19 protein-coding genes and 1 pseudogene are annotated in these 22,294 nt (G+C 60.1%); 11 read left to right on the forward strand and 9 right to left on the reverse strand.

Going from position 1 to position 22,294, the window contains the following annotated elements; all coding sequences use genetic code 11:
• Nucleotides 1–197: 197 nt before the first annotated feature.
• The 7 genes and pseudogenes from ACYZTW_RS03380 to ACYZTW_RS03410 all read left to right on the forward strand — a co-directional run.
• Nucleotides 198–416: pseudogene (locus ACYZTW_RS03380) on the forward strand (DUF6124 family protein); the annotation flags it as partial.
• Nucleotides 417–608: 192 nt separating this feature from the next.
• A complete protein-coding gene (locus tag ACYZTW_RS03385; RefSeq protein ID WP_462003731.1) occupies nt 609–1,217 on the forward strand; it encodes a YqiA/YcfP family alpha/beta fold hydrolase in 609 nt (202 codons plus the stop codon).
• A 55-nt stretch (nt 1,218–1,272) separates the two neighbouring features.
• Nucleotides 1,273–3,177 carry a DNA topoisomerase IV subunit B gene (gene parE / locus ACYZTW_RS03390; RefSeq protein WP_462003732.1) on the forward strand — a complete coding sequence of 635 codons (1,905 nt, stop codon included), beginning with the start codon at nt 1,273–1,275 and terminating at the stop codon, nt 3,175–3,177.
• Complete coding sequence (locus ACYZTW_RS03395; RefSeq protein ID WP_462003733.1) at nt 3,177–4,166, forward strand: esterase-like activity of phytase family protein; 990 nt, start codon at nt 3,177–3,179, stop codon at nt 4,164–4,166. Before parE ends, ACYZTW_RS03395 begins: the two co-directional genes overlap by 1 nt.
• Nucleotides 4,163–4,687: a retropepsin-like aspartic protease family protein gene (locus ACYZTW_RS03400; RefSeq protein WP_462003734.1), complete on the forward strand. Its 525-nt coding sequence runs from the start codon at nt 4,163–4,165 to the stop codon at nt 4,685–4,687. The genes ACYZTW_RS03395 and ACYZTW_RS03400 overlap by 4 nt, the downstream gene beginning before the upstream one ends.
• A gap of 7 nt (nt 4,688–4,694) precedes the next feature.
• The gene (parC, locus tag ACYZTW_RS03405; protein ID WP_462003735.1) at nt 4,695–6,962 is read left to right on the forward strand and encodes a DNA topoisomerase IV subunit A; all 2,268 of its coding nucleotides are present in this window, start codon (nt 4,695–4,697) and stop codon (nt 6,960–6,962) included.
• Nucleotides 6,963–7,138: 176 nt separating this feature from the next.
• Nucleotides 7,139–7,852, forward strand: a complete 714-nt coding sequence (locus ACYZTW_RS03410) for a PqiC family protein (RefSeq protein ID WP_462003736.1) — start codon at nt 7,139–7,141, stop codon at nt 7,850–7,852.
• 235 nt (nt 7,853–8,087) lie between these two features.
• Here the strand turns inward: ACYZTW_RS03410 and ACYZTW_RS03415 are convergent, their stop codons facing one another.
• Entirely contained in the window at nt 8,088–9,623 is a 1,536-nt protein-coding gene (locus tag ACYZTW_RS03415; protein ID WP_462003737.1) for an AhpA/YtjB family protein, read from the reverse strand.
• A 135-nt stretch (nt 9,624–9,758) separates the two neighbouring features.
• Between ACYZTW_RS03415 and serB the strand changes: the two genes are divergently transcribed.
• Nucleotides 9,759–10,973, forward strand: coding sequence for a phosphoserine phosphatase SerB (gene serB, locus ACYZTW_RS03420; RefSeq protein WP_008153333.1), 1,215 nt, complete (start codon nt 9,759–9,761; stop codon nt 10,971–10,973).
• 130 nt (nt 10,974–11,103) lie between these two features.
• Here the strand turns inward: serB and ACYZTW_RS03425 are convergent, their stop codons facing one another.
• Nucleotides 11,104–12,882 carry a molecular chaperone gene (locus tag ACYZTW_RS03425; RefSeq protein WP_462003738.1) on the reverse strand — a complete coding sequence of 593 codons (1,779 nt, stop codon included), beginning with the start codon at nt 12,880–12,882 and terminating at the stop codon, nt 11,104–11,106.
• 199 nt (nt 12,883–13,081) lie between these two features.
• Between ACYZTW_RS03425 and ACYZTW_RS03430 the strand changes: the two genes are divergently transcribed.
• Nucleotides 13,082–13,483, forward strand: coding sequence for a lectin OAA family protein (locus ACYZTW_RS03430; RefSeq protein WP_042932429.1), 402 nt, complete (start codon nt 13,082–13,084; stop codon nt 13,481–13,483).
• 56 nt (nt 13,484–13,539) lie between these two features.
• Here the strand turns inward: ACYZTW_RS03430 and asd are convergent, their stop codons facing one another.
• The 3 genes from asd to ACYZTW_RS03445 all read right to left on the reverse strand — a co-directional run bounded on the left by asd (nt 13,540) and on the right by ACYZTW_RS03445 (nt 17,071).
• Nucleotides 13,540–14,400: an archaetidylserine decarboxylase gene (asd, locus tag ACYZTW_RS03435; RefSeq protein WP_462003739.1), complete on the reverse strand. Its 861-nt coding sequence runs from the start codon at nt 14,398–14,400 to the stop codon at nt 13,540–13,542.
• Nucleotides 14,401–14,418: 18 nt separating this feature from the next.
• Entirely contained in the window at nt 14,419–15,234 is an 816-nt protein-coding gene (locus ACYZTW_RS03440) for a rhodanese-like domain-containing protein (protein WP_462003740.1), read from the reverse strand.
• 304 nt (nt 15,235–15,538) lie between these two features.
• A complete protein-coding gene (locus ACYZTW_RS03445; RefSeq protein WP_462003741.1) occupies nt 15,539–17,071 on the reverse strand; it encodes an HDOD domain-containing protein in 1,533 nt (510 codons plus the stop codon).
• 166 nt (nt 17,072–17,237) lie between these two features.
• Between ACYZTW_RS03445 and motA the strand changes: the two genes are divergently transcribed.
• Nucleotides 17,238–18,089, forward strand: a complete 852-nt coding sequence (gene motA / locus ACYZTW_RS03450) for a flagellar motor stator protein MotA (RefSeq protein ID WP_462003742.1) — start codon at nt 17,238–17,240, stop codon at nt 18,087–18,089.
• Between the two features lie 2 nt (nt 18,090–18,091).
• Nucleotides 18,092–19,120, forward strand: coding sequence for a flagellar motor protein MotB (gene motB / locus ACYZTW_RS03455; RefSeq protein WP_462003743.1), 1,029 nt, complete (start codon nt 18,092–18,094; stop codon nt 19,118–19,120).
• A gap of 41 nt (nt 19,121–19,161) precedes the next feature.
• On the opposite strand, the gene ACYZTW_RS03460 is transcribed toward motB, so the two are convergent.
• The 4 genes from ACYZTW_RS03460 to rsgA all read right to left on the reverse strand — a co-directional run bounded on the left by ACYZTW_RS03460 (nt 19,162) and on the right by rsgA (nt 22,262).
• The gene (locus tag ACYZTW_RS03460; protein WP_462003744.1) at nt 19,162–19,647 is read right to left on the reverse strand and encodes a toll/interleukin-1 receptor domain-containing protein; all 486 of its coding nucleotides are present in this window, start codon (nt 19,645–19,647) and stop codon (nt 19,162–19,164) included.
• Complete coding sequence (locus tag ACYZTW_RS03465; RefSeq protein WP_462003745.1) at nt 19,647–20,606, reverse strand: caspase family protein; 960 nt, start codon at nt 20,604–20,606, stop codon at nt 19,647–19,649. The genes ACYZTW_RS03460 and ACYZTW_RS03465 overlap by 1 nt, the downstream gene beginning before the upstream one ends.
• 3 nt (nt 20,607–20,609) lie before the next feature.
• Nucleotides 20,610–21,017, reverse strand: a complete 408-nt coding sequence (locus ACYZTW_RS03470) for a TIR domain-containing protein (protein ID WP_123721499.1) — start codon at nt 21,015–21,017, stop codon at nt 20,610–20,612.
• Nucleotides 21,018–21,230: 213 nt separating this feature from the next.
• On the reverse strand, nt 21,231–22,262 hold the full coding sequence (rsgA, locus tag ACYZTW_RS03475) for a small ribosomal subunit biogenesis GTPase RsgA (RefSeq protein ID WP_046028394.1): 1,032 nt from the start codon (nt 22,260–22,262) through the stop codon (nt 21,231–21,233).
• Nucleotides 22,263–22,294 lie beyond the last annotated feature (32 nt).

Here is a 22,294-nt window from a genome sequence, read left to right on the forward strand (position 1 = left end):
CAGCACTTTCGGGTGTCTGTCGTTTTGTGTCATGGCGGCTGTGCGTGGGATACCTTCGGGTATGCCGATTCTCAGTTCTCGGTCCGCGAACCCGCGTACAGCTGCCACCCTTACATTGCATCGCGGCAATTGGGGGTGGCTCCATATCAATGAACTGAGGTGTGACCATGTTCAAACCAACCCCCAATCCCCCCGCCCGCAAACCCAGCACGATGTACATGATCGTCCCCGAAATGGACACGGAAAGCCTTTTGGCCCATTCCTGTGAGTCCCTGGCGTCGGCGAGTGTCATGGCCAGTGATTTTGCCGCGCGCCTGCATGGGCCGGACCGGCATGCGGTGATGGCGATTCAGCAGTTGGTCATGTTGGCCGAACTGGCGGTGAATCGGGCGCTGGATAACGTCGATCCGACATAGCTGTTGGACCGAGTCATCGTTCTTCGCGAGCAGGCTCGCTCCCACAGGGGATTTGTGAGCGACGCAGATCTAATGTGGGAGCGGGCTTGCTCGCGAAGGCGTCCGCCCAGACACCCATGTCCCCGATGCATATCCCGATCCCCCCGACTCCCTGTAAACTGCGCCTCTTTACCTGACGCACAGGGAGCTCAAATGTCTGGTTCGATCCTTTATATCCACGGTTTCAACAGCGCGCCGGCGTCTAAAAAGGCCACGCAGTTGGTGCAGGTGATGGAGCGGCTGGGCTTGAGCGATCAGTTGCGCGTCCCGGCCTTGCATCACCATCCGCGTGAGGCCATCGGTCAGCTAAACAAGGCGATTGAGGAGCTTGGGCGGCCACTGCTGGTCGGCAGCTCACTCGGCGGCTACTATGCGACTCACTTGGCCGAACGCCATGGCCTCAAGGCCCTGTTGATCAACCCTGCCGTCAGTCCGCACCGGATGTTCGACGGGTATCTGGGGACGCAGAAAAACCTGTATACCGATGAGGCCTGGGAGTTGACCCACGACCACGTGACGGCCCTGGCCGGGCTGGAAGTGCCGGCGCCCCAGGACCCGCAGCGGTATCAGGTGTGGTTGCAGACCGGCGACGAAACGCTGGACTATCGCCTCGCCCAGCAGTACTACCGGGCCTGTGCCTTGCGCATCCAGGCCGGCGGCGACCATAGTTTCCAGGGTTTTGCCACGCAACTTCCGGCAATGCTGAGTTTTGCCGGTATTGGCGCAGATTTGTATCAGGCGATTGATTTCACTGCACTGTGAGTCCTCGCCCCTATTTTCAATGAATACTCTTTTTACAGGCGGACGACGAGACCCCATGGCCACTCCCAGCGCTAGCTCTTATAACGCAGACGCCATCGAAGTCCTCTCGGGCCTCGACCCGGTGCGCAAACGCCCCGGCATGTACACCGACACCAGTCGGCCGAACCACCTCGCCCAGGAAGTCATCGACAACAGCGTCGATGAAGCCTTGGCCGGGCATGCGACCACGGTGCAGGTCATCCTGCACGCCGATCACTCGCTTGAAGTCAGCGATGACGGCCGTGGCATGCCGGTGGATATTCACCCGGAAGAGGGTGTGTCGGGCGTCGAGCTGATCCTCACCAAGCTCCATGCGGGCGGCAAGTTTTCCAACAAGAACTACCAGTTCTCCGGCGGTCTGCACGGGGTGGGTATTTCCGTGGTCAACGCCTTGTCGAACGAAGTCCGGGTGCGCGTCAAGCGTGACGGCAACGAATACCAGATGACCTTTGCCGACGGTTACAAGAAAACCGAGCTGGAAGTCATTGGTACCGTTGGCAAGCGCAACACCGGCACCAGCGTGTTCTTCGCGCCGGACCCGAAGTACTTCGATTCGCCGAAATTCTCCATCAGCCGCCTCAAGCACGTGCTCAAGGCCAAGGCCGTTCTGTGCCCGGGGCTGCTGGTCAGTTTTGAAGACAAGGCCACCGGCGAGAAAGTCGAGTGGCATTACGAAGACGGCCTGCGCTCCTACCTGGTCGACGCGGTCAGCGAATTCGAACGCCTGCCGGACGAACCGTTCTGCGGCAGCCTGGCCGGTAACAAAGAAGCGGTCGATTGGGCGCTGCTGTGGTTGCCGGAAGGCGGCGACAGCGTTCAGGAAAGCTACGTCAACCTGATCCCGACGGCGCAGGGCGGTACCCACGTCAACGGTTTGCGTCAGGGCTTGCTCGATGCGATGCGCGAGTTCTGTGAATTCCGCAGCCTGCTGCCACGCGGCGTGAAGCTGGCGCCGGAAGACGTCTGGGAACGCATCGCTTTCGTTCTGTCGATGAAGATGCAAGAGCCGCAATTCTCCGGCCAGACCAAAGAGCGCCTGTCGTCCCGTGAAGCGGCTGCATTCGTTTCCGGTGTGGTCAAGGATGCGTTCAGCCTGTGGCTCAACGCGCACCCTGAAATGGGCATGCAGCTGGCGGAACTGGCGATCAACAACGCCGGCCGTCGTCTGAAGGCCAGTAAAAAGGTCGAGCGCAAACGCATCACTGCGGGGCCGGCACTGCCGGGCAAACTCGCCGACTGCGCCGGGCAGGACCCGATGCGTTCCGAGCTGTTTCTGGTGGAAGGTGATTCCGCCGGCGGTTCGGCCAAGCAGGCGCGGGATAAAGAATTTCAAGCGATCCTGCCGTTGCGCGGCAAGATTCTGAACACCTGGGAAGTCGATGGCAGCGAAGTGCTGGCCAGCCAGGAAGTGCATAACATCGCCGTGGCCATCGGTGTCGATCCAGGCTCGGCGGACATCGCTCAGCTGCGTTACGGCAAGATCTGCATCCTCGCCGACGCCGACTCTGACGGTCTGCACATCGCCACCTTGCTGTGCGCGTTGTTCGTCCAGCATTTCCGCCCGTTGGTGGATGCCGGTCACGTCTACGTCGCGATGCCGCCGCTGTACCGTATCGACCTGGGCAAAGAGATTTACTACGCCCTGGACGAAGCCGAACGCGATGGCATCCTCGATCGTCTGGTGGCCGAGAAGAAACGCGGCAAGCCGCAGGTCACACGATTCAAAGGTCTGGGTGAAATGAACCCGCCGCAGCTGCGCGAAACCACCATGGACCCGAACACTCGGCGTCTGGTGCAGCTGACGCTGGACGATTTCGAAGCGACCTCGGAAATGATGGACATGCTGCTGGCGAAGAAACGCGCCGGTGACCGCAAATCCTGGCTGGAATCCAAAGGCAACCTGGCCGAGGTTCTTGGCTGATGCGGGTTGGCTTTGCCCTGGCGTGTGCGTTACTTCTGACCTCGGTTTCGGTGTTTGCCGAGCCGGTGCCGGAACTGCGCCTGTTGTCCGAGCATCCCGTTGACGGTATGCGCGGGGGCAACCTGTCCGGGCTGGCCCAGTGTGGCAAGGATATGTGGACGGTGTCGGATCGCGACGACGATCAGATTTACCGGCTCGATACCCGCGACAAGGTATGGCACGCCGAAACCGTGGGCATCGGCGTACCACCGGTGCCAGACAGCGGTTTGCCCTGGGGCTTGCGTTCGCGGACCTGGGTGGCGTCGTTTGTCCGTGGCGGGGATCTGGATTTTGAAGGCATCACCTGCGACAGCGCCGGTAATCGCTACATCGTCAGCGAATCCCATGCAGCGATTCTGAAAGTTCCGCCAGTCGGGCCGACGTCCTGGCTGAAGATCTCGCCGATGCTGGTTCGTGAAGCGCGGGCCAGCGGCATGCTGCTGCACTTCAATGCGTTGTTCGAAGGCCTGGCGATCAATCCTGCGGGCGACCAGTTATGGTTGGCCGCCGAGCGTGAAAGCCGTGGCTTGCTGCTGATCAAGCGCAAACAGACGGTGTGGGATTGCGACGGTGGCTGCGTGTTGCTGAGTGAGGCGGGGAAAGAAATGCAACCGGCGCAGTTTCCAGGAGCCAAAGCCGTGTCCCGGGACTTTGCCGATCTGGCGCTGTTCAATGGCAAGCTGTTTACCCTTGAGCGCAACGCTTACCAGATTTGCCGCCGGGACCCGGTGACAGCGAAGGTCGAGCGCTGCTGGTCGTTTGCCGATGAAGCCTTGCAGAAGCACCGCCGTTATTCAAATCATTATGGTCTGACCGAAGCGTTGGTCGTCGACGCCGAGGGTGCCTGGATCGGCACCGACAACAACAACGATGCCCGCGCCGATGGCGAGGTCCGCCCGATCATCTGGCGGTTTGCCGCACCTGAAGGCGGCTGGAGCGCCAAGTCGTGAGCCAGCAACCGCCGGGAAAACGCGCCGGTCGGGTATTTATGGTGTTGGCCTGGTGCGCAGCGCTGTTTCTGGCCACGCGGTTTTTCGGCCAGTGGGAAGCGCGTCAGCACAATCCCAACGTCGTGGTCAGCTCGGAGCAGGGTGAAGGTTTTATCGAAGTGAAACTGGCGAGTAACAATCAGGGGCACTTCGTCGCCAGCGGCCAGATCAACGGCCAGCCGGTGGATTTCATGCTCGATACCGGGGCGACCGACGTGTCGATCCCGGCGGAAATGGCCGAACGGCTGAAGCTGGAAAAAGGCTTTGGGGTGACCCTGAGCACGGCCAACGGTCGCACCCAGGGTTACCGAACCCGAATCGACCGGCTGCAACTGGGCGACATTGTGCTGCGTGATGTGCGCGCCCTCGTCGTGCCAGGCCTGGATGGCAAGCAAGTGCTGCTCGGTATGAGCGCACTGAACAAACTTGAATTTACCCAGCGCGGTGGCACCATGCTGCTGCGCCAGACAACGAACCGATGAGGCCCGCATGAGCGACTCCCTTGATCTCAGCCTGGACGGTGTAGAACGCCGGTCACTGGCTGACTTCACCGAAAATGCCTACCTCAACTACTCCATGTACGTGATCATGGACCGTGCCTTGCCGCATATCGGCGACGGCCTGAAACCGGTACAGCGGCGCATCATCTACGCGATGAGCGAGTTGGGGCTGGACGCCGATTCCAAGCACAAGAAGTCGGCGCGTACCGTCGGTGACGTGCTCGGCAAGTTCCACCCGCACGGCGACTCGGCCTGCTACGAAGCCATGGTCCTGATGGCTCAGCCGTTCAGTTACCGCTACACTCTGGTGGACGGCCAGGGCAACTGGGGTGCGCCGGATGATCCCAAGTCCTTCGCCGCCATGCGTTATACCGAAGCGCGGCTGTCGCGTTATTCCGAAGTGCTGCTCAGCGAGTTGGGCCAGGGCACCGCGGACTGGGGCCCGAACTTCGACGGCACCCTCGACGAGCCGCTGGTGTTGCCGGCACGTTTGCCGAACATCCTGCTCAACGGCACCACCGGCATCGCCGTGGGCATGGCCACCGACGTACCGCCGCACAACCTGCGCGAAGTCGCCACGGCTTGCGTACGTTTGCTGGATGAACCGAAAGCCACGGTCGAACAGCTCTGTGAGCACATCCAGGGCCCGGATTACCCGACCGAAGCGGAAATCATCACGCCGCGTGCCGACCTGCTGAAAATCTACGAAACCGGCAAGGGATCGGTGCGCATGCGCGCCGTGTACCACATCGAAGACGGCGACATCATCGTCACCGCGCTGCCGCATCAGGTCTCGGGCGCCAAGGTGCTGGAACAGATCGCGGCCATGATGCAGGCCAAGCCGTCCAAGGCCCCGCAGATCGCTGACCTGCGAGACGAATCCGACCACGAAAACCCGTGCCGGATCGTGATAATTCCGGGCGCGCGCAAGAACTTTGACCACGACGCGCTGATGCAACACCTGTTCGCCAGCACCGAGCTGGAGTCGAGCTACCGGGTCAACATCAACATCATCGGTCTGGACGGCAAGCCGCAGTTGAAAAACCTGCGGGCCTTGCTGGTCGAGTGGCTCGAGTTCCGCGTCAACACCGTGCGTCGTCGTCTGCAATTCCGCCTGGACAAGGTCGAGCGTCGTCTGCACCTGTTGGACGGTTTGTTGATCGCCTACCTCAACCTGGATGAAGTGATTCACATCATCCGTACCGAGGAGCACCCGAAAGCTGCGCTGATCGAGCGTTTCGCCCTGAGCGAAATCCAGGCCGATTACATTCTCGACACCCGTTTGCGTCAGTTGGCGCGACTGGAAGAAATGAAGCTGCGTGCCGAGCAGGATGAACTGCTCAAGGAACAAGCCAAGCTGCAAGCCCTGCTGGGCAGCGAAGCCAAGCTGAAAAAGCTGGTACGCACCGAGCTGATCAAAGACGCCGAAACTTACGGCGACGACCGTCGTTCGCCTATCGTCGAGCGCACAGAAGCCAAGGCCTTGACCGAGCACGATCTGCTGCCGAACGAGAAAGTGACCGTCGTCCTGTCGGAAAAAGGCTGGGTTCGTTCCGCCAAGGGTCACGAAATCGACGCCACCGGGCTTTCCTACAAGGCCGGGGATGGTTTCAAGGCCTTGGCGTCCGGTCGCTCCAACCAGTTTGCAGTGTTTATCGACTCCACCGGTCGCAGCTATTCGGTGGCCACGCACACGCTGCCATCGGCCCGTGGCCAGGGCGAACCGCTGACCGGTCGTCTGACGCCGCCACCAGGTGCGACGTTTGAATGCGTGCTGATGCCGGAAGACGATTCGCTGTACGTGATCGCCTCTGACGCCGGTTACGGTTTTGTGGTCAAGGGAGAAGACCTGCAAGCCAAGAACAAGGCGGGCAAGGCGCTGTTGAGCCTGCCGAACAACGCCAAGGTGATTCTGCCGCGTCCGGTGGCTGATCGTGAGCAAAACTGGCTGGCCTCGGTGACCACCGAAGGTCGCCTGCTGATCTTCAAAATCAGCGATCTGCCACAATTAGGTAAAGGCAAAGGCAACAAGATCATCGGGATCTCCGGTGAGCGTGTGGCCAGTCGCGAAGAATATGTTACGGACATCGCCGTATTGCCGGATGGCGCCACGTTGGTGCTGCAGGCCGGAAAACGTACCTTGTCACTGAAAGCAGACGACCTCGAACACTACAAAGGTGAGCGTGGACGTCGTGGTAACAAACTGCCACGTGGCTTTCAGAGGGTAGATGCGCTGCTCGTCGAAAACCTCAATTAAGCGTCCTAGAGCGCTCGATCTACGATTTAACGCGTAGATCGACGCTTTGGCGCTGGAGTCGGAACGCATATTCACGGATGATATGGCCTTTCAAGCGCCGGCGTGGCCGAGCGTTCTTCATATTTATTGAGTATTTTCACTGTGGTGAGCCTTGTGGCAACCACCTGGATGGGACGATGACTGCTCTGCGCCTTCCTTTTATTTTGATGCTCGCTGGCGTTCTTGGCCTGGCGGGTTGCAGCGTTCACCAACCGGTGTCGCTGTATCAACTGGACAGTGGAAGTCCGGCTCAGCCTGCGCAAAGCGCGGGTATGGCTGTACTGCTGGGTCCGGTAACTGTAGCTGATTACCTGCAGCGCGAAACGTTGTTGCAGCGACAGCCGGATGGCAGCCTGGTGGCTTCGGCTGATGGTCGTTGGGCGGGTAGCCTGTCGTCCGATATCGATCAGCTGTTGCTGCGTCAGGTAGCGGGTCATCTGGACAGTCAGCGCGTGGTGCTGGCGCCAGCGACAGTGGGCTTCACGCCGGATGTTCAGGTTCTTCTGACAATTACTCGCCTGGACTCGGGTGAGGCGCAACCGGCGATCCTTGATGCGCAATGGCGTCTGATCGATCGTCGTGGCCAGGTTCGTGATAACCGCATCATTCACCTGCAGGAACAACATGCAGGCGGCACGGCGGCTCAGGTTCAGGCTCAGGGTGTGTTGCTGCAGCGTCTGGCCGAGCAACTGTCGACGGCGCTCAAGCCGTTGGCTAACCAGCCACCGATCGCCGAAGCCCCAAAAAAGCCGGCTGCCAAGCCTGTGGCGCCGGCAGCCGAGCAAGAGAAACAGCCGAAGATCCCGATGGCTTCGCCGATTCGTACGGATATGGAAGTGTTCAGGTTCTAAGCCTGGATTGATCCAAAGCAAAGCCCGCAGTGATGCGGGCTTTGTTGTTTCTGCAGGTTGGAGATCTCTGTTGTCTGTCCTGGCCTCTTCGCGAGCAGGCTCGCTCCCACATGGGGGTTGTGGGTAGCGGAGATCTCCTGTGGGAGCGAGCCTGCTCGCGAAGGCGTCGGGACAGGCAACAAAAAGCCCGCAGACGAGTGATCATCTGCGGGCTGCGTTATTGCGGGACTAGCGTTTAGGCCCGGCGCTCATGCATCCGCGCCAGTTGCCGCTCGAGCATCGACGGATAGGGCTCCATCAGTCGCTCTACGCAACAAGCGCCTTCCGGGCTTGCGATCGGTCGGATCCGTGCGCGCTGGCGGATCAGCGCGTCGTCACCGATCTTGCGCTCCACCAGCAGCAGGTTGCGGCTGTGTTGCGACAGGGCCAGTGCATCTTGAGCCGTTTCGGTCAGTAGCAGATCAATCTGGCTCAGGCCGAACAGCTCGTCACCCAGTGTCAGGCCCAACTGCAATTGCAGGGTGATGCCGCTGTCAGCGACTTCGATCTGTAACTGATGGCCCAAGGCTCGCAACAATTCACCGCAGCAGATGGCGTTGGTCAGGTAGTCGTCGCCGCTGTCTTCAGTGTGGAACAGCATCAGCGTGCTGCCATCGTTCAGGGTGTGCAGTTCGCTCTGGTAGAGCGAGGCGGCCTGATCGAGGCAGTCGCGATAGCGTTTGAGCAATTCTTCCAGGCGTGTGCGGGGCAGACGACGCAGCTGATCCTGAGCGCCCAGTTGCACGGCCAGCACCGCGCTGTGCTGCGGCACGTTCGATACTTGCGGTTTTGCTACAGGTTTCGGCGCGGTCGACGCTGATTCATCGCGCAGGTCGGCAAACGGATCTTCATCGTCGTCATCGTCTTCAACGGTGCTGACAATGTGCCGCGGTGCAGGTTTGAGGCCGGCCACAGGCTTGGTTTCATCGAAACTCGGGTCACGCAAATTGCGCACTTCGAAGGTTGGCTCGTTATCGTCCGCGTCTTCGTAGTCGCTTTCGTCGTACTCAGGCTCGGGAGCAGGTTCCGGCTCGGCGGGCTCTGGCGCGAAGTTGGCGTGCAGCTGGCGAGCCAGGTCACCGATCTCATCCTGACGCTCGGTGGCCGGGGTGTATTCGTCGATATGGCGCAGCCATACCCGCAATTGCAGCAACGGCGTGGAGATGTGCCGACCCAGGCGCAGGCTCAAGGCCAGGGACAGCGCCAGCAGAATCGCACTCAAAATGCCCATGCTTTGCAGGCTGATGGTCATCGGCTGCTGGAACTGATCCATGTCCAGGCTGATGCGCAGTTGCCCGGCGGTCACGTCCTGGAAAGTGATTTTGCTCTGGTACATGCCCTCGGCTTCGCCCAGCAGGCTGTGCTTGGGGCGCTGACCGGCTTCGGCGAGGATGCGGTTATCCACGCTGTAGATGGCAGCATGAGCCACCAGCTTGTTTTTGGTCAGGTTGTTGAGCAGCACGTTGAGGCTGAGGATGTCGTTGGACACCAACAGCTCCGTGGCGGACGTGGCAGTCTGGGTGGTCAGGCTTTCGCCCAGGGCATCCGCCTGCTCGTGCATGGCCTGCTTGAACTGCAAACCCATCACGCAGGCATAGATCACCAGGGCCAGAGCGACCAGGATCACGTTATGGCTGGCGATGCGCAATGCAATCGGTACACGGCGGTGGCGCAGTGCACGGAAGATCAGCAGAAAGAAGTTATCGGTTTTTACTGGCGTGGGCCGGTTCACTTGAGCTCGGCTCTTTTGTCCGTGAAGTTGACGCGCAGTATAGCGACAGGCCCTAGACCGTCAAAGCGCTCACGGTGCCCGATGGTCACTGAAAGTGGGTAGAATGCGGTTTTTTTCCACCTGCGGGGGTGCGCCTTGCGCGAAATCGTCCTGATAAACATCACGGGAGTCGACCGTCCGGGTCTGACTGCGGCCATTACCGGCGTTCTGGCCCAGGGTGGTGTGAACATTCTCGACATTGGTCAGGCGGTGATCCACGACACCTTGTCGTTCGGCATCCTGGTTGAAATTCCTGACACCGAGCAAGGCAAGTCGGTGCTCAAGGACATCCTGTTCACGGCGTACAAGCTCGACCAGCAGGTGCGTTTCACGCCGGTGTCCGAAGAGGATTACCAACAGTGGGTTGGTAATCAGGGCAAGAAACGCCACATCGTGACCCTGCTGACCCGCAAAGTGACCGCCGGGCAATTGCAGGCCGTGAGTTCGATCACCGCCAAATATGGCCTGAACATCGACCATATCGATCGTCTGTCCGGGCGCATGCCGCTGGACACCCCAGCCGATCAGGGCAAGGGCTGCATCGAGTTTTCCGTTCGTGGTGAAGCGGCTGATCCGCAAGCGCTGCGGGCCGAATTCCTCAGCGTCGCGCAAGAGCTGAACGTCGACATCGCCTTCCAGGAAGATTCGCTGTTCCGTCGTAACCGTCGCCTGGCGGTGTTCGACATGGACTCGACGCTGATCGAAGCCGAAGTCATCGACGAACTGGCCAAGGCTGCCGGCGTGGGCGATCAGGTGTCTGCGATTACCGAGCGGGCGATGGCCGGCGAGTTGGACTTCCGCGCCAGCTTCAAGGAGCGCCTGGCCTTGTTGAAAGGGTTGGATGTCAGCGTGCTGGATTCCATCGGCGCCTCCCTGCGTCTGACCGAAGGTGCCGAAACCCTGTTCGCCGAACTCAAGCGTCTGGGCTACAAAACCGCCATCCTGTCGGGCGGCTTTACCTACTTCGCCAAGCAATTGCAGGCCAAGTTGGGCATCGACTACGTGTTCGCCAACGAACTGGAAGTAGTAGACGGCAAAGTGACTGGCGTGGCGGTCGAGCCGATTGTCGATGCGCAGCGCAAGGCGGATCTGCTGAAGGAACTGGCGCACAAGGAAGGTTTGCGTCTGGAGCAGACTATTGCGGTTGGCGACGGTGCCAACGATTTGCCGATGCTGGCGATTGCCGGGTTGGGCGTGGCGTTCCGCGCCAAGCCGCTGGTGAAACAGTCGGCGAAGCAGGCGATTTCTACCTTGGGGCTGGATGGCGTGCTGTATCTGCTGGGCTTCCGGGATCGCGACGGGCAACTCTGAATCTTGTATTGAGTGACAGGGCCCCTTCGCGAGCAGGCTCGCTCCCACATTTGATCTGTGTCTGTAACACGATCAATGTGGGAGCGAGCCTGCTCGCGAAGGGCTATGCCGCGGTCTTACAGATTCACCCTCAAAGCGACTTCCACAACGAATCAAAATCTTCCTCAGCGCCGCCCACCGCGGCGTTGTCGTTTTTGGTTACCTCCAGTGGACGGTAGGCGAACTGATTGAAACTGTTGGTACTCGCCACCCGCCGCTCCAGCCCGACCGGGCGTTCCTCTCCGTGGGAATTGATCATGACCTTGTTGCCCTCCTGAAAGGGCAGGCGCGGCGCGAGCAAAGTGGCCGGCTGGTCGATGGCACTGATTTGCGGCAGCAACAGACCGCGCAGGTATTGGCTGTGGTCATCACGGGTGCGCACCAGTTGCAGGCCGCAAGGCTCGGCGAAGGGTGCAACCTGCTCGATGCCCATCTGCGTGCCACCGCCGCGCACCTGGCGGATCCAGCGCACCACCGCGATGCTCCAACCCTGACCGGCAGCGTCCTCGATGCCAACCATCTCTCCTGCCTGTAATTCGGCAGGCACTGCGCCGGGCCAGGCCAGGCAGTAACCGCCGGGGCTGTGATTGATCACTGACAGGACATGGGTCGGGAAATGTTGATTGCGGTCGGATGCTTCGTGGCTGTCGTCATTCTGAAGCTGCGGATATTCGATCTCTTCGTAGGGCAGCAGAGTATCCGCATTGCCATAGGGGGCGGCATCGAGGGCCTGGTGCCATTGGTCCTTCTCCCGGCCGGTCACAGGCGTTACCGAAAACTGTGCAGGCCGGGCGCCGTGGGTTTTCAGGATGTCGCTAAATGAGCGTTGCCCACCCAGATAAAAATGCAGTGCGCTCATGCCCACGCACAGGGTCAACGTGCCTTGGCCAACGGTGCGCTGGAAGCTGCGCTCGGCAGTCTGGCCCCAGGCGGCATGAAGATGTTGCAACGTGTCCAGGCTTAACCCTGCCGGCACGGGCAGTGGCGATGAGCTGTCGGTTTTTTGCAAATACCCTTCGATGGCCGCAACCAGAAGCTGCGGATCGATCCCCAGCAAACTCTCCTGCTGCTCGACCCGGAACTTGGTGCGGTAACGCGGCCCGGTGTCGAGGTCTTGCGCGACAGCAAACAGCCCGGTGGCCAGTTTGCCGGGTTGCAGCTTGATCCATTGGCTCCAGGGCTCCAGCACCTCGGCCACCCGGGCAATCTGGTGCTGGCGCAGTTGGTTGCAGCGTGAGGCGCCTAGCAGCAAGGCGACCACGTACGTCTGTTCGATGCTCAGGGTTTGCGTCTGGCTGGCCAGCTCATCGCGCAGGCTCAATTGCTGGAGTCGGTGCGCACAGGCGATCCGGTAGAGCTGATGCAGCTCCAGCCACAGGCCTTCCGGCACCGGGCAATAGAGTTTGGTCGAGCGAATCAGCGGCCCGTTCAGGCAATGGATCGCCCGTTGCAGCGCCTGGGTCAGCAGCGGCGCACGGTCCTTACTGAACGTTGGTGTGATGCGCACGACGATCTGTTTATAACCAATGGCCAAGTGACTTTGCAGCGCCTGACAGAGGTTGGCGATCTTGCGCGAGCGCTCGTCGAGGGCAATCGACTGATGCAGGAAATGCTGCTCAAGGTGTTTGCAGACGTAATACACCTCGGGCCGCAGCAGTTCGAGCAATTGCAGGCGATTGTCGCTGGGCGTGAGCAGCTGGTTGAGTTCGCTCAGGCCTTGATACAGCTGGCGAGCGGTTTCGCCAATATTGGCTTTGGGCAGGTTGGCGATCCAGCGCTTGAGATCACGCGGGGTGGCTTCACAAAACGACAGGTGCAACTGCGTCGGGATCGGGGCGCGTAGCAACAGGTGGAGACTGGTCTCATCCATGCCGTGGAAAAACTCCAACCGGTAAATGGGCAGTGAATAACCTGACTGTAGCAGCTATGGATTTTTACCGTTTGTCTGTCTGTCGAGTGCCATCCGGGCGTACTACTAATCTGACACTCGTGCGACTGGATACGCACAGTCGTACGGCCTGCTGCCTACGCAGGGCAGGTCTCTTTGTAACTTCAAGGAGATGAAGTTTATGTCTAGATACGTAGTAGCAAATCAATGGGGCGGTAGTTCGGCACCCTGGCATCCGGGCGGAGACTGGACGTTAGGCGCGCGGGACAACCAGAACGTTGTCGCGATCGAGATCAAATCGGGCGATGGCGGGAAGAGTTTCACCGGCACGATGACTTATGCGGGTGAAGGTCCCATTGGCTTCAAGGCTCAGCGCACGGGCCAGAACCAGTACAACGTTGAAAATCAGTGGGGCGGCAATGATGCCCCGTGGCATCCGGGTGGCAAATGGGTCATCGGAGGCCGGGACAATCAGAACGTTGTGGCGTTGAGCGTGACCTCCAGTGACGGAGGGAAAAACCTCAGTGGCACCAATACCTACGCCAACGAAGGGCCTATCGGCTTCCGTGGACAGATAGAGTAACGGCACCACCGAAATGTCCGACCCCGCGAAGACGTTCGCGGGGTTCGGATCAGGGATCAGGCTTTTGGCAGGCCCATGCCCTGGCCCATCTGCACCGGCGAACCGGCCGCCAGCTCTTCAGCCCACTTCACTTGATCAGGCCCGAACAGCACGACAGCGGTCGAACCCAGTTTGAACCGACCTAGTTCTGCACCTTTCTCCAAATGGATCGGCGCACGGGCAGCTTCGTCGTAGCGGAAGGTTTTCAGCTCGCGTTTTGGCGGCGTGACCAACCCGGCCCAAACGGTTTCGATCGACGCAACGATCATCGCGCCCACCAACACCACGGCCATCGGCCCGCGCTCGGTGTCGAAAATGCACGCCACACGTTCGTTGCGGGCGAACAGTTCCGGAACGTTTTCGGCGGTGGTCTGGTTGACCGAGAAGATCCGGCCCGGGATGTAGACCATCTCGCGCAGGGTGCCGGCCAGCGGCATGTGCACGCGGTGGTAGTCCTTCGGCGACAGATAAATAGTCGCGAAATCACCGCCCATGAACGGCGCTGCGTTGGCCGCATCGCCGCCCAGCAATTCCAGCACGCTGAAGCTGTGGCCCTTGGCCTGGAACACACGACCGTGTTCGATCGGGCCGAGTTGGCTGACCGCACCGTCGGCCGGGCTGAGGATCGCGCCTGGCATCTCGTCCAGCGGGCGAGCGCCGTCCTTCAAGACGCGAGTGAAGAACGCATTGAAGTGCTCGTAGGCCGTCAGGTCTTCGACCAGCGCCTGCGACATGTCCACCTGATAACGCTTGGCGAACCAGGCGGTGAGGGCATTTTTGAACCAGCGCACGCGGCATTCGGCAATGCAGCCGGCCAGTCGCGACAGCAGGTGATGAGGCAGCAAGTATTGGCTGAGGATAAACAAACGCTTATTCATTAACTGTCCTTAAAAACCTTAAATCTCTACGGGCGTATCGGGATGGTTACCCCATTCGCCCCAGGAACCGGCGTAGCCTTTGACCCGCGGATAACCGAGGGATTTAGCCACCAGATAGGTGAAACCAGAACGGTGGTGAGTCTGGCAGTGGGTAATCACTTCTTTGTCTTTGCTGATCCCGAGTTTTTCCAGGATCTGCGGCATGTCGGTGCGGATACGCAGGTTGCGCGCCTGATCCATGCCCGCGGTCCATTCGAAATTGACCGCGCCGGGAATGTGCCCGGCCTTGGCCGCCAGGACTTTCTCGCCGGAATACTCCAGCGGCCCGCGCGCGTCCCAGATCGCCAGGTCGGCGGCACCGAGTCGGCTTTGCAGGTACTCGCGGGTGGCGGTGGGTTCGTCGTGCAGGGTCAGGGCGACCGGGCCGCCGACCGCTGCCGGGATCTGGATCGACATGGGCAAGCCTTCTGCCAGCCAGGCCTTCAGGCCGCCGTCGACATAGTGGTAGTTGCTGTGGCCGATGACATCCAGAAGCCAGATAAAGCGCCCGGCCCAACCGCCGCCTTCGTCGTCATAGACCACGTAGACCGCGTCCTTGTTATGACCCAGTTCGCCGAACAACGCTTCGAGTGCCGCTTGCGGCGGCATCAGTCCCGGCGCAGGAGCGTGACCGAGTTGCGTGCGTTTCGGATCGACAAAACGCGCACCGGGGAGATGCCCTTCGGCATAACGGGCGCTGCTGGTCAGGTCCACCAGAATCAGTTCGCGGGCGTCGAGACGCGGGAGCAAGTCGCTCGGCTCGATGACCAGCGGCAAGCCAGAGAAGTCAGACATGTGAGGTCTCCAGAGCACAAAGGGGGAGGATTGTAGCGCAGCGTCATGAGGGCCTGTTATCAGTTATTTCGGCACGGGAAATAACGGATGACGGGCCCTGGCGGTTAATGCCGGGCCGTAGCAGCTGTCGAGCTTGCGAGGCTGCGTTCGGTTCGGGCCGCGTTCGGACGCAGCAGTCGTAAAACCATAACTTGCGGTACGTCAGGCAAACCGCATCAGCCGGATTCACGACTGCTGCGTCCGAACGCGGCCCGAACCGAACGCAGCCTCGCAGGCTCGACAGCTGCTACACCGGCATCAGGTCCTAGCGGTGGCTAAAGCTGTGCAGCGCTTTCTCGATGCACTGCGCGGTTTTGCCAAAGGCTTGCACGGTGATTTCCGAGAACGGTCCGCCGCCCTGATCCGCCACCACAATCATGATCACCCGACCATTATTGACCAGTGAACGCAGCAGCAAGTGTTCGCCGCCGAACTGTGAGCGCAGGCTGGCCGGCAACAGGGCCGAGAATTGCGCAGTGTTGTCTGGTGTCAGTCGCACCTGGGCCTGCTGCGAGAGCAGGCGTTGCAGCACGGTGCTCTGGCTGACGGCGAAGTTCAGGCCGGCCACTTCTTTTGGCAATCCGGCCGTCTGGTGCACCCGCAGATTGTCGTGAGTGCGGTCGGCCATCAGGATCATCACCCGACGCATGCCGCACGCGACCAACGCGTCCCGGGCAGAGGTGGTCAAGTGCATGGCATTGGTGAAGCGACTGGGCTCGACCAGCAACTCGGCACACTGCCTGCGCCACTTCGCCAGGTCTTCGGCAGTCGGTGCCGGGGCTGGCAGCAAACCGGCATGGACACGGTTCATGCCCCACGGCCAGATCAGCGACACGGCCGGGTGCCAAAGGTCCGGCATGGCGTGATGGCGGGCGCTGTTGGCGGCCTGTTGGTGCAACTGCTGCTGCACTTCGTCCATCGGCATTTGCAGGTAAAGACTGGTCAGGTACTGCCAGCGTTCACTGTGCGGACTGTCCCAGGCCTGTTGTGCCGACAGCGCCAGACCATTGGCCAGCAGCACCGTATTGGCCGGTTGATTGAGCCAGCGGCGCAGGGTCGGATCGTCATCGAGGCGGTTCTGCTGGCGTAATGGATGATCGCTGTCGCGGGCAATGCGCAGCACTTTCACCAGCTCACGCTGCTCGTTGAGCAGCAGCCGATAACCCTGCTGCACCCAGATCGGCAGGCGCCAGATGTCCACGAGCGCCAGGCAGATATCCAGCAGGCGTGCGCCGAACAATTGCTTTTCAACTTTGTGCGCCGACTCGCCTTTGTGGATGACCCGCAGCTCCCACTCTTCGAGCAACTGCGGATGGGTCAACGCCATGGGCCAGAGCGGCGAGAGAAACAGCAGGCTGCCCCAGTGGATGTCTTGCCACAGCCGGGCCAGGCGACTGGCGAAAAAACCGTTGGCCTGTTGGGTCGCGTGCTGGCTGATCAGTTGCAGCTGACGCAGGGCAACCGGGATGTCGGACTGAGGTTCGGCGGGCAGGCGGGCGAGCAGTTCTTCGGTGCGCTTCAAACCGAGGCGATTGATCGCTACCTCAAGGTTTTCCGCAGGCTCGGTCATGCTGCCATGGGTGTGGCGATTGGCTTCGCGAATCACGCTCAAGGCCAACGCGGGGCTGTCCTGTATCAGTTCGGCGATATCGCGCAGGGAGCTGCGGCTGTTGGCGATGGCTTTGCATACACGGTCATGACTGGCTTGCGGAACCGGCAGGCGCACGCCATCGAGAAGCTTGACCCAGCCTTCGAGAGTGGTTGGTTTTGGAGTTGGAACGTTCGTTTCGTTAGCCATGGTTGGACGCGATCATCGTCTGCATTACCTATGCCCGGAGCGGGCCAAATTGGCTTTTCGCCTGAACTGGCTATAGTCTGGCGCAGTTTTGCCGATAAGTAGAAGAAGAGATTTTTTAACTTCCGAATATGACCTTGAACCCGACTCAGTAAGTGCTCTCCTACCTATGGCTAAATTAATCGGCATCATCGTCGTATTCGCGAGCGTGCTCGGCGGATACGTGCTCTCCCACGGCAAAATTGCCGCCCTGATTCAGCCCTTCGAGGTGATGATTATTGGTGGTGCGGCCCTTGGTGCATTCCTGCAGGCCAACCCTGGTCACATGACCATGCACGTGCTCAAGAAGTCCTTGGGCATGTTCAGTTCGCGTTTCAACCACACGTTCTATCTGGAAGTGCTGGGCCTGATCTACGAGATCCTCAACAAGAGCCGCCGCGAAGGCATGATGGCCATCGAAGGTGACATCGAAGACGCCGCTGCGAGCCCGATCTTCGCCAAGTACCCGGCCGTGCTCAAAGACGAACGCATGACCGCGTTCATTTGTGATTACCTGCGCATCATGTCCTCCGGCAACATGGCTCCCCATGAACTTGAAGGCCTGTTCGACATGGAGCTTTACAGCCTCAAGGAAGACCTCGAGCATCCATCCCACGCGGTGAACGGTATTGCCGACGCCATGCCTGGTTTCGGTATCGTCGCGGCGGTACTCGGTATCGTGGTAACCATGGCTTCCTTGGGTGAAGGCGATCAGAAATCCATCGGCCTGCACGTGGGTGCGGCCCTCGTCGGTACCTTCTTCGGTATTCTCGCCGCGTACGGTTTCTTCGGTCCGCTGGCCCATTCCCTGGCCCACGATGCCAAGGAAGAACTCAACGTCTACGAAGCCATCAAGGCCTCGCTGGTCGCTTCCGCTTCCGGCATGCCGCCATCGCTGGCGGTAGAGTTCGGTCGCAAGGTTCTGTATCCGGCGCACCGTCCTAGCTTTGCTGAGCTGGAACAAGCGGTTCGCGGTCGTTAAGCATGGAAAATAACCAGCCGATAATCATCAAGCGCGTCAAGCGCATCGCCGGCGGGCATCACGGGGGCGCCTGGAAAATCGCCTTCGCGGACTTCGCGACGGCGATGATGGCGTTCTTCCTGGTGCTGTGGCTGCTGTCCACCGCAACACCTGAACAGAAGATCGCCATCGCCGGTTACTTCAAAGACCCGGTCGGCTTTTCCGAAAGCGGCACGCCATACATCATCGACCTGGGCGGCTCACCGACCCTGGCGCCGGAGAACACCCTCAACCCCGAGGTGAAATCCCAGCCGCAGCCCGACAAGGTGACCGTCGACGCCGAGCAGGTTGAAGGCATGGCCGAGCAGGTCGAGAAGGAACGTCTCGAGCTGTTGCTGCAAGAACTGCAGAACAAGGTCGAAGAGAACCCGCAACTCAAGAAATTCAAAGACCAGATCCTGTTCGAGATCACGCCGGACGGTTTGCGCATCCAGATCGTGGACGCCGAAAACCGGCCGATGTTCGACTCCGGCAGTGCCCGTCTGAAGCCGTACTTCGAAGACATCCTGCTGGCCATGGCCGACACCATCAAAGCGGTGCCGAACAAGATCAGCATCAGCGGCCACACCGATGCCAAGCCGTATTCGGGCACGGGTGATTTCGGCAACTGGGAACTCTCGGCCAACCGTGCCAACGCGGCACGTCGTGCGCTGGTCGCCGGCAGCTATCCGGATACGCAGGTGGCGCGGGTCGTCGGTTATGCCTCGTCGGCGTTGTTCGATCGCGAGAAGCCGTTCAATCCGGTCAACCGTCGAATCGACATCGTGGTGCTGACCAAGAAAGCCCAGCGTGCCATCGAAGGTTCGCAAGGTGCGGAGCCGGCTCCAGAGCCAGCGCAAGGGCAGGGCGGCCCGGGCGAAGTGCCTGCCACGCCAGCGGACCCCAACGCGTTGCCGGCGGATAAAGAACCGTTGCCGGCGCATGAGCTTCGGGAACGCTTGAACCTGTTCGATAACCCGGCACCGAAACCGGGTGAGCCACCAAAGCAGTGACCCACAAAAAAGCCGCGATCATCGCGGCTTTTTTGCGCCTGTCAGAAACCGCGTCGGATGCGGTTCTTGAGCTGGTCGTGGAACAGCTCGGCATTGCGTCTGTAGGTGCCGTAAAGGGATTCGTTGATTGAATCCAGCGTCATTGAACGCTTGGTCGCCACTTCTTCACGATAGGCATCAATGAAAAACTCCAGATCCTTGTCGGTGCTGAGCTTTGGCCATTTATCGAGGTAGAGCGGCAGTTCCACCGGTTCTGTCTTGAATGAGCATATCCGTCGGTTACTGATGGTCGCTTCACCGATTTCGAACGGCACCCACCACGATAGCGCGGTCTTGTCCGAGACCACCGCTATCAGATGCGTGCTCGCGGTGATGTTGCGGGTGATGACCCCGGTGATGTCGTCAGTGGTCTGTGATTCCGGATCCAGCACGTCGAAGTAGGTCTTGATGTTGGCCTGAATCAGACGGGTGCTGATGGCGATGGCGTGGGGCCGATCGCTATGGCGGTAGCTGATGAATACGGGCATCAGAAATGTCCTTTGAGGGCGAGTTCGCGGTAATAGGCGCCGAGCGCTGTGAGGCGGCAACCGGTGGAGTTGATGGCGGCGTAGTACATGTGTTCGGCGTCCACCGGTTCGATCAGGCTGTGGCGGTTGCACTTTTGCAGTTGGGAGAAGACTTCGCCGTGCTCTGGGTCGAACGTGGCTTCGGTAGGTTCGTAGCTGGGGTCGAGCGCGAACATTGATTCGGCTTCGGCGAACCAATCGGGCAGTTTGCGCAGAATCTCTTTGGGGATCAGCGGCGAGACTTCTCGCAAAGAAATGAACTGCGACACATTGGTCTTGAACACCGGGCGCTGTTCCCACGCGTCGAGAGCGTTGTCGACAAATGAATAGAGGCTGCCGGGGGTAATCTTTCCCAATATGTTCGCGGCGCCGCCGTGCAATGCTTGCAGCAACAGCCCAGTGAAGACGCCGTGGTTGGCGCCTTCCATCGCCGGCTCTTCCTTTTTGCACGCGGTGAGGATGGTCATGCCCTCGCACACCATGCTGCTTTCGCTGCGTAGCGCCCGCACTTCGCCCGCCGAGCCCGCCTGGCAGCAGTCGAGAATAATCACTTTATTTTTGATTTTTACGGCTTTGGTCGCCCAATTCAGGATGTCGCTGATGCGAATTCCATCCTTGGCGGATTTGTAGTCCTGAGGGATCAGCATGCCTTCGTCCGTATCGACGTCGAAGTTGCCGTGACCAGCGAAGTACAGCAGAGCAACGCTGCAATCGCCTGAAAACAAATCCTGGATATGCCCTTCGAGCTTTTCACGGCTCAGATAATCTTCGGCGGAGGTCAGGACCAGGTTCTTGAAATTCGGATCGCCATTGGCGTCGGTTTTCAGCACCGAAGCCATGGCCATCGCGTCGTTGTTACAACCACTCAATTGCGAAACATGGCTGTAGTTATTAATGCCGATGAACAGTCCCTTGCGCATGGTTCAACCCGCCGCGTGAGTGCGAATGGCACTGATGATGCTGTTGGTGTTCCACGCACACTCCGCGTGCGCCGCCCGGCGTACCACCGTGGAAATCCGCTCCGCACCAAACGGCTTGACCGCAATAATCACCTTGTTCATGCGCTTGGCGATCTCGATTTCCTTGTTGATCCACTTGCTGTAGGTCGAATACATCCCCGCCATGATCAGCACTGCCGAGCAGAGCCGAATCTTGTTTTCGATGGCTTCTTCAAGTTGTTTGTCCGTTTTCGCGCCGATGATCGGGTTGTCCGGTGGCACCGAAAAATTCTTGAACGTGAAGTCGGGCTTCGCGTTGAGCAGGCGGACCAGATTGTCGTGGGCGTCTGAGTAGTTCCACGAGTGGCTGATGAACAAATGATAGGTTTGCATGAGTGTCCCTCGGTATCGCCAATGTGCGGAGAGGGCTTGAATGTATGCAGTTGAAGGGCTGAAACAAGGGCTTCACGGTTAAAGAGAAATGCCCTTCAAACAGGCGTGCGGGTGCCTTACAGAAATGTCTGACGTTTAAATTGGTGGGTTGTTTTGTAGGTTGTTACAAGCGGCCAGCCGTCCCATCAATGTCGGGGCGGCTGGCACGTCTGTTTAGTAGCTGGTTTCCGGCAAACTGGCGATGATCGAGCGGTAGCTGTTCATCCGTTGTTGCTGCACGCGACCCTCTTCCAGGGCCTTGAGCAGGGCGCAACCCGGCTCGCGGTCGTGCTTGCAGTCGCGGAAGCGGCAAGTGCCGATCAAGTCGTTGAACTCGATGAAGCCGGCTTCGACGTCGGCGCGGCTGACGTGGCCCAGGCCGAATTCGCGGATACCCGGGGAGTCGATCAACTCACCGCCACCGGGGAAGTGGAACAACCGCGCGGTGGTGGTGGTGTGAGTGCCCTGGCCGGACAACTCGGACAGCGGGCCGACACGGGCTTCGACTTCAGGCAGCAGGCTGTTGACCAGCGAAGATTTGCCGACACCGGACTGGCCGACGAACACACTGATGCGTCCGTCCAGCTGTTCCTGCAGTTGCTCCATGCCGTTGCCGTGGTGCGCCGAAACTTCCAGCACCGGGTAACCCAGCGTGCGGTAAACCGCCAGCAAGGCATTCAACGCCGGGGCGTTCTGCTCGTCGATCAGGTCGAATTTGTTGAGCAACAGCAGCGGCCGGATGCCGGCGTGCTCTGCAGCAACCAGATAACGGTCGATCAGGTTGGCATGGGGCTCGGGCAGTGGCGCGAAGACAATCACGATCATGTCGACGTTGGCCGCCACAGGCTTGAGCTGGCCACGGCTGTCCGGGCGGCAGAGTTCGGTTTTACGCGGCAGTTGCGCCACGATCACGCCGATGCCCTGGTTGCCGGCACGCCAGACGACCTGATCACCGGTCACCAGCGCAGGCAGGTTGGCGCGCAAGTGGCAGCGGAACACCTGGCCGGCCAATTCGCCATCGAGGGCTTCGACTTCGACCTGCACACCGAAGTGCGCGATCACCAGGCCCGTCTGTTCCGGACCCAGATCGCCACCCTCAAGTGCCTCGACAGCCGAGGACTCGCGTTTGGCGGCGCGGGCAGCGCGTTCGCCCTGAATCTTTTCGATGCGCCAGTTTTGACGACGATTGAGTTGGCGTTTGGCCATGGGTGTTCCGTATCAAGAATGCAGCGATTAGG

This window comes from Pseudomonas sp. LB3P25 (assembly GCF_054897985.1).

Bases quoted from the DNA above. Each gene is read 5' to 3' on its own strand.
- ACYZTW_RS03385 (WP_462003731.1), top strand. From the start codon at position 609: ATGTCTGGTTCGATCCTTTATATCCACGGTTTCAACAGCGCGCCGGCG.
- parE (WP_462003732.1), top strand. From the start codon at position 1,273: ATGGCCACTCCCAGCGCTAGCTCTTATAACGCAGACGCCATCGAAGTC.
- ACYZTW_RS03395 (WP_462003733.1), top strand. From the start codon at position 3,177: ATGCGGGTTGGCTTTGCCCTGGCGTGTGCGTTACTTCTGACCTCGGTT.
- parC (WP_462003735.1), top strand. From the start codon at position 4,695: ATGAGCGACTCCCTTGATCTCAGCCTGGACGGTGTAGAACGCCGGTCA.
- ACYZTW_RS03410 (WP_462003736.1), top strand. From the start codon at position 7,139: ATGACTGCTCTGCGCCTTCCTTTTATTTTGATGCTCGCTGGCGTTCTT.
- ACYZTW_RS03425 (WP_462003738.1), bottom strand. From the start codon at position 12,882: ATGGATGAGACCAGTCTCCACCTGTTGCTACGCGCCCCGATCCCGACG.
- ACYZTW_RS03430 (WP_042932429.1), top strand. From the start codon at position 13,082: ATGTCTAGATACGTAGTAGCAAATCAATGGGGCGGTAGTTCGGCACCC.
- asd (WP_462003739.1), bottom strand. From the start codon at position 14,400: ATGAATAAGCGTTTGTTTATCCTCAGCCAATACTTGCTGCCTCATCAC.
- ACYZTW_RS03440 (WP_462003740.1), bottom strand. From the start codon at position 15,234: ATGTCTGACTTCTCTGGCTTGCCGCTGGTCATCGAGCCGAGCGACTTG.
- ACYZTW_RS03445 (WP_462003741.1), bottom strand. From the start codon at position 17,071: ATGGCTAACGAAACGAACGTTCCAACTCCAAAACCAACCACTCTCGAA.
- motA (WP_462003742.1), top strand. From the start codon at position 17,238: ATGGCTAAATTAATCGGCATCATCGTCGTATTCGCGAGCGTGCTCGGC.
- motB (WP_462003743.1), top strand. From the start codon at position 18,092: ATGGAAAATAACCAGCCGATAATCATCAAGCGCGTCAAGCGCATCGCC.
- ACYZTW_RS03460 (WP_462003744.1), bottom strand. From the start codon at position 19,647: ATGCCCGTATTCATCAGCTACCGCCATAGCGATCGGCCCCACGCCATC.
- ACYZTW_RS03465 (WP_462003745.1), bottom strand. From the start codon at position 20,606: ATGCGCAAGGGACTGTTCATCGGCATTAATAACTACAGCCATGTTTCG.
- ACYZTW_RS03470 (WP_123721499.1), bottom strand. From the start codon at position 21,017: ATGCAAACCTATCATTTGTTCATCAGCCACTCGTGGAACTACTCAGAC.
- rsgA (WP_046028394.1), bottom strand. From the start codon at position 22,262: ATGGCCAAACGCCAACTCAATCGTCGTCAAAACTGGCGCATCGAAAAG.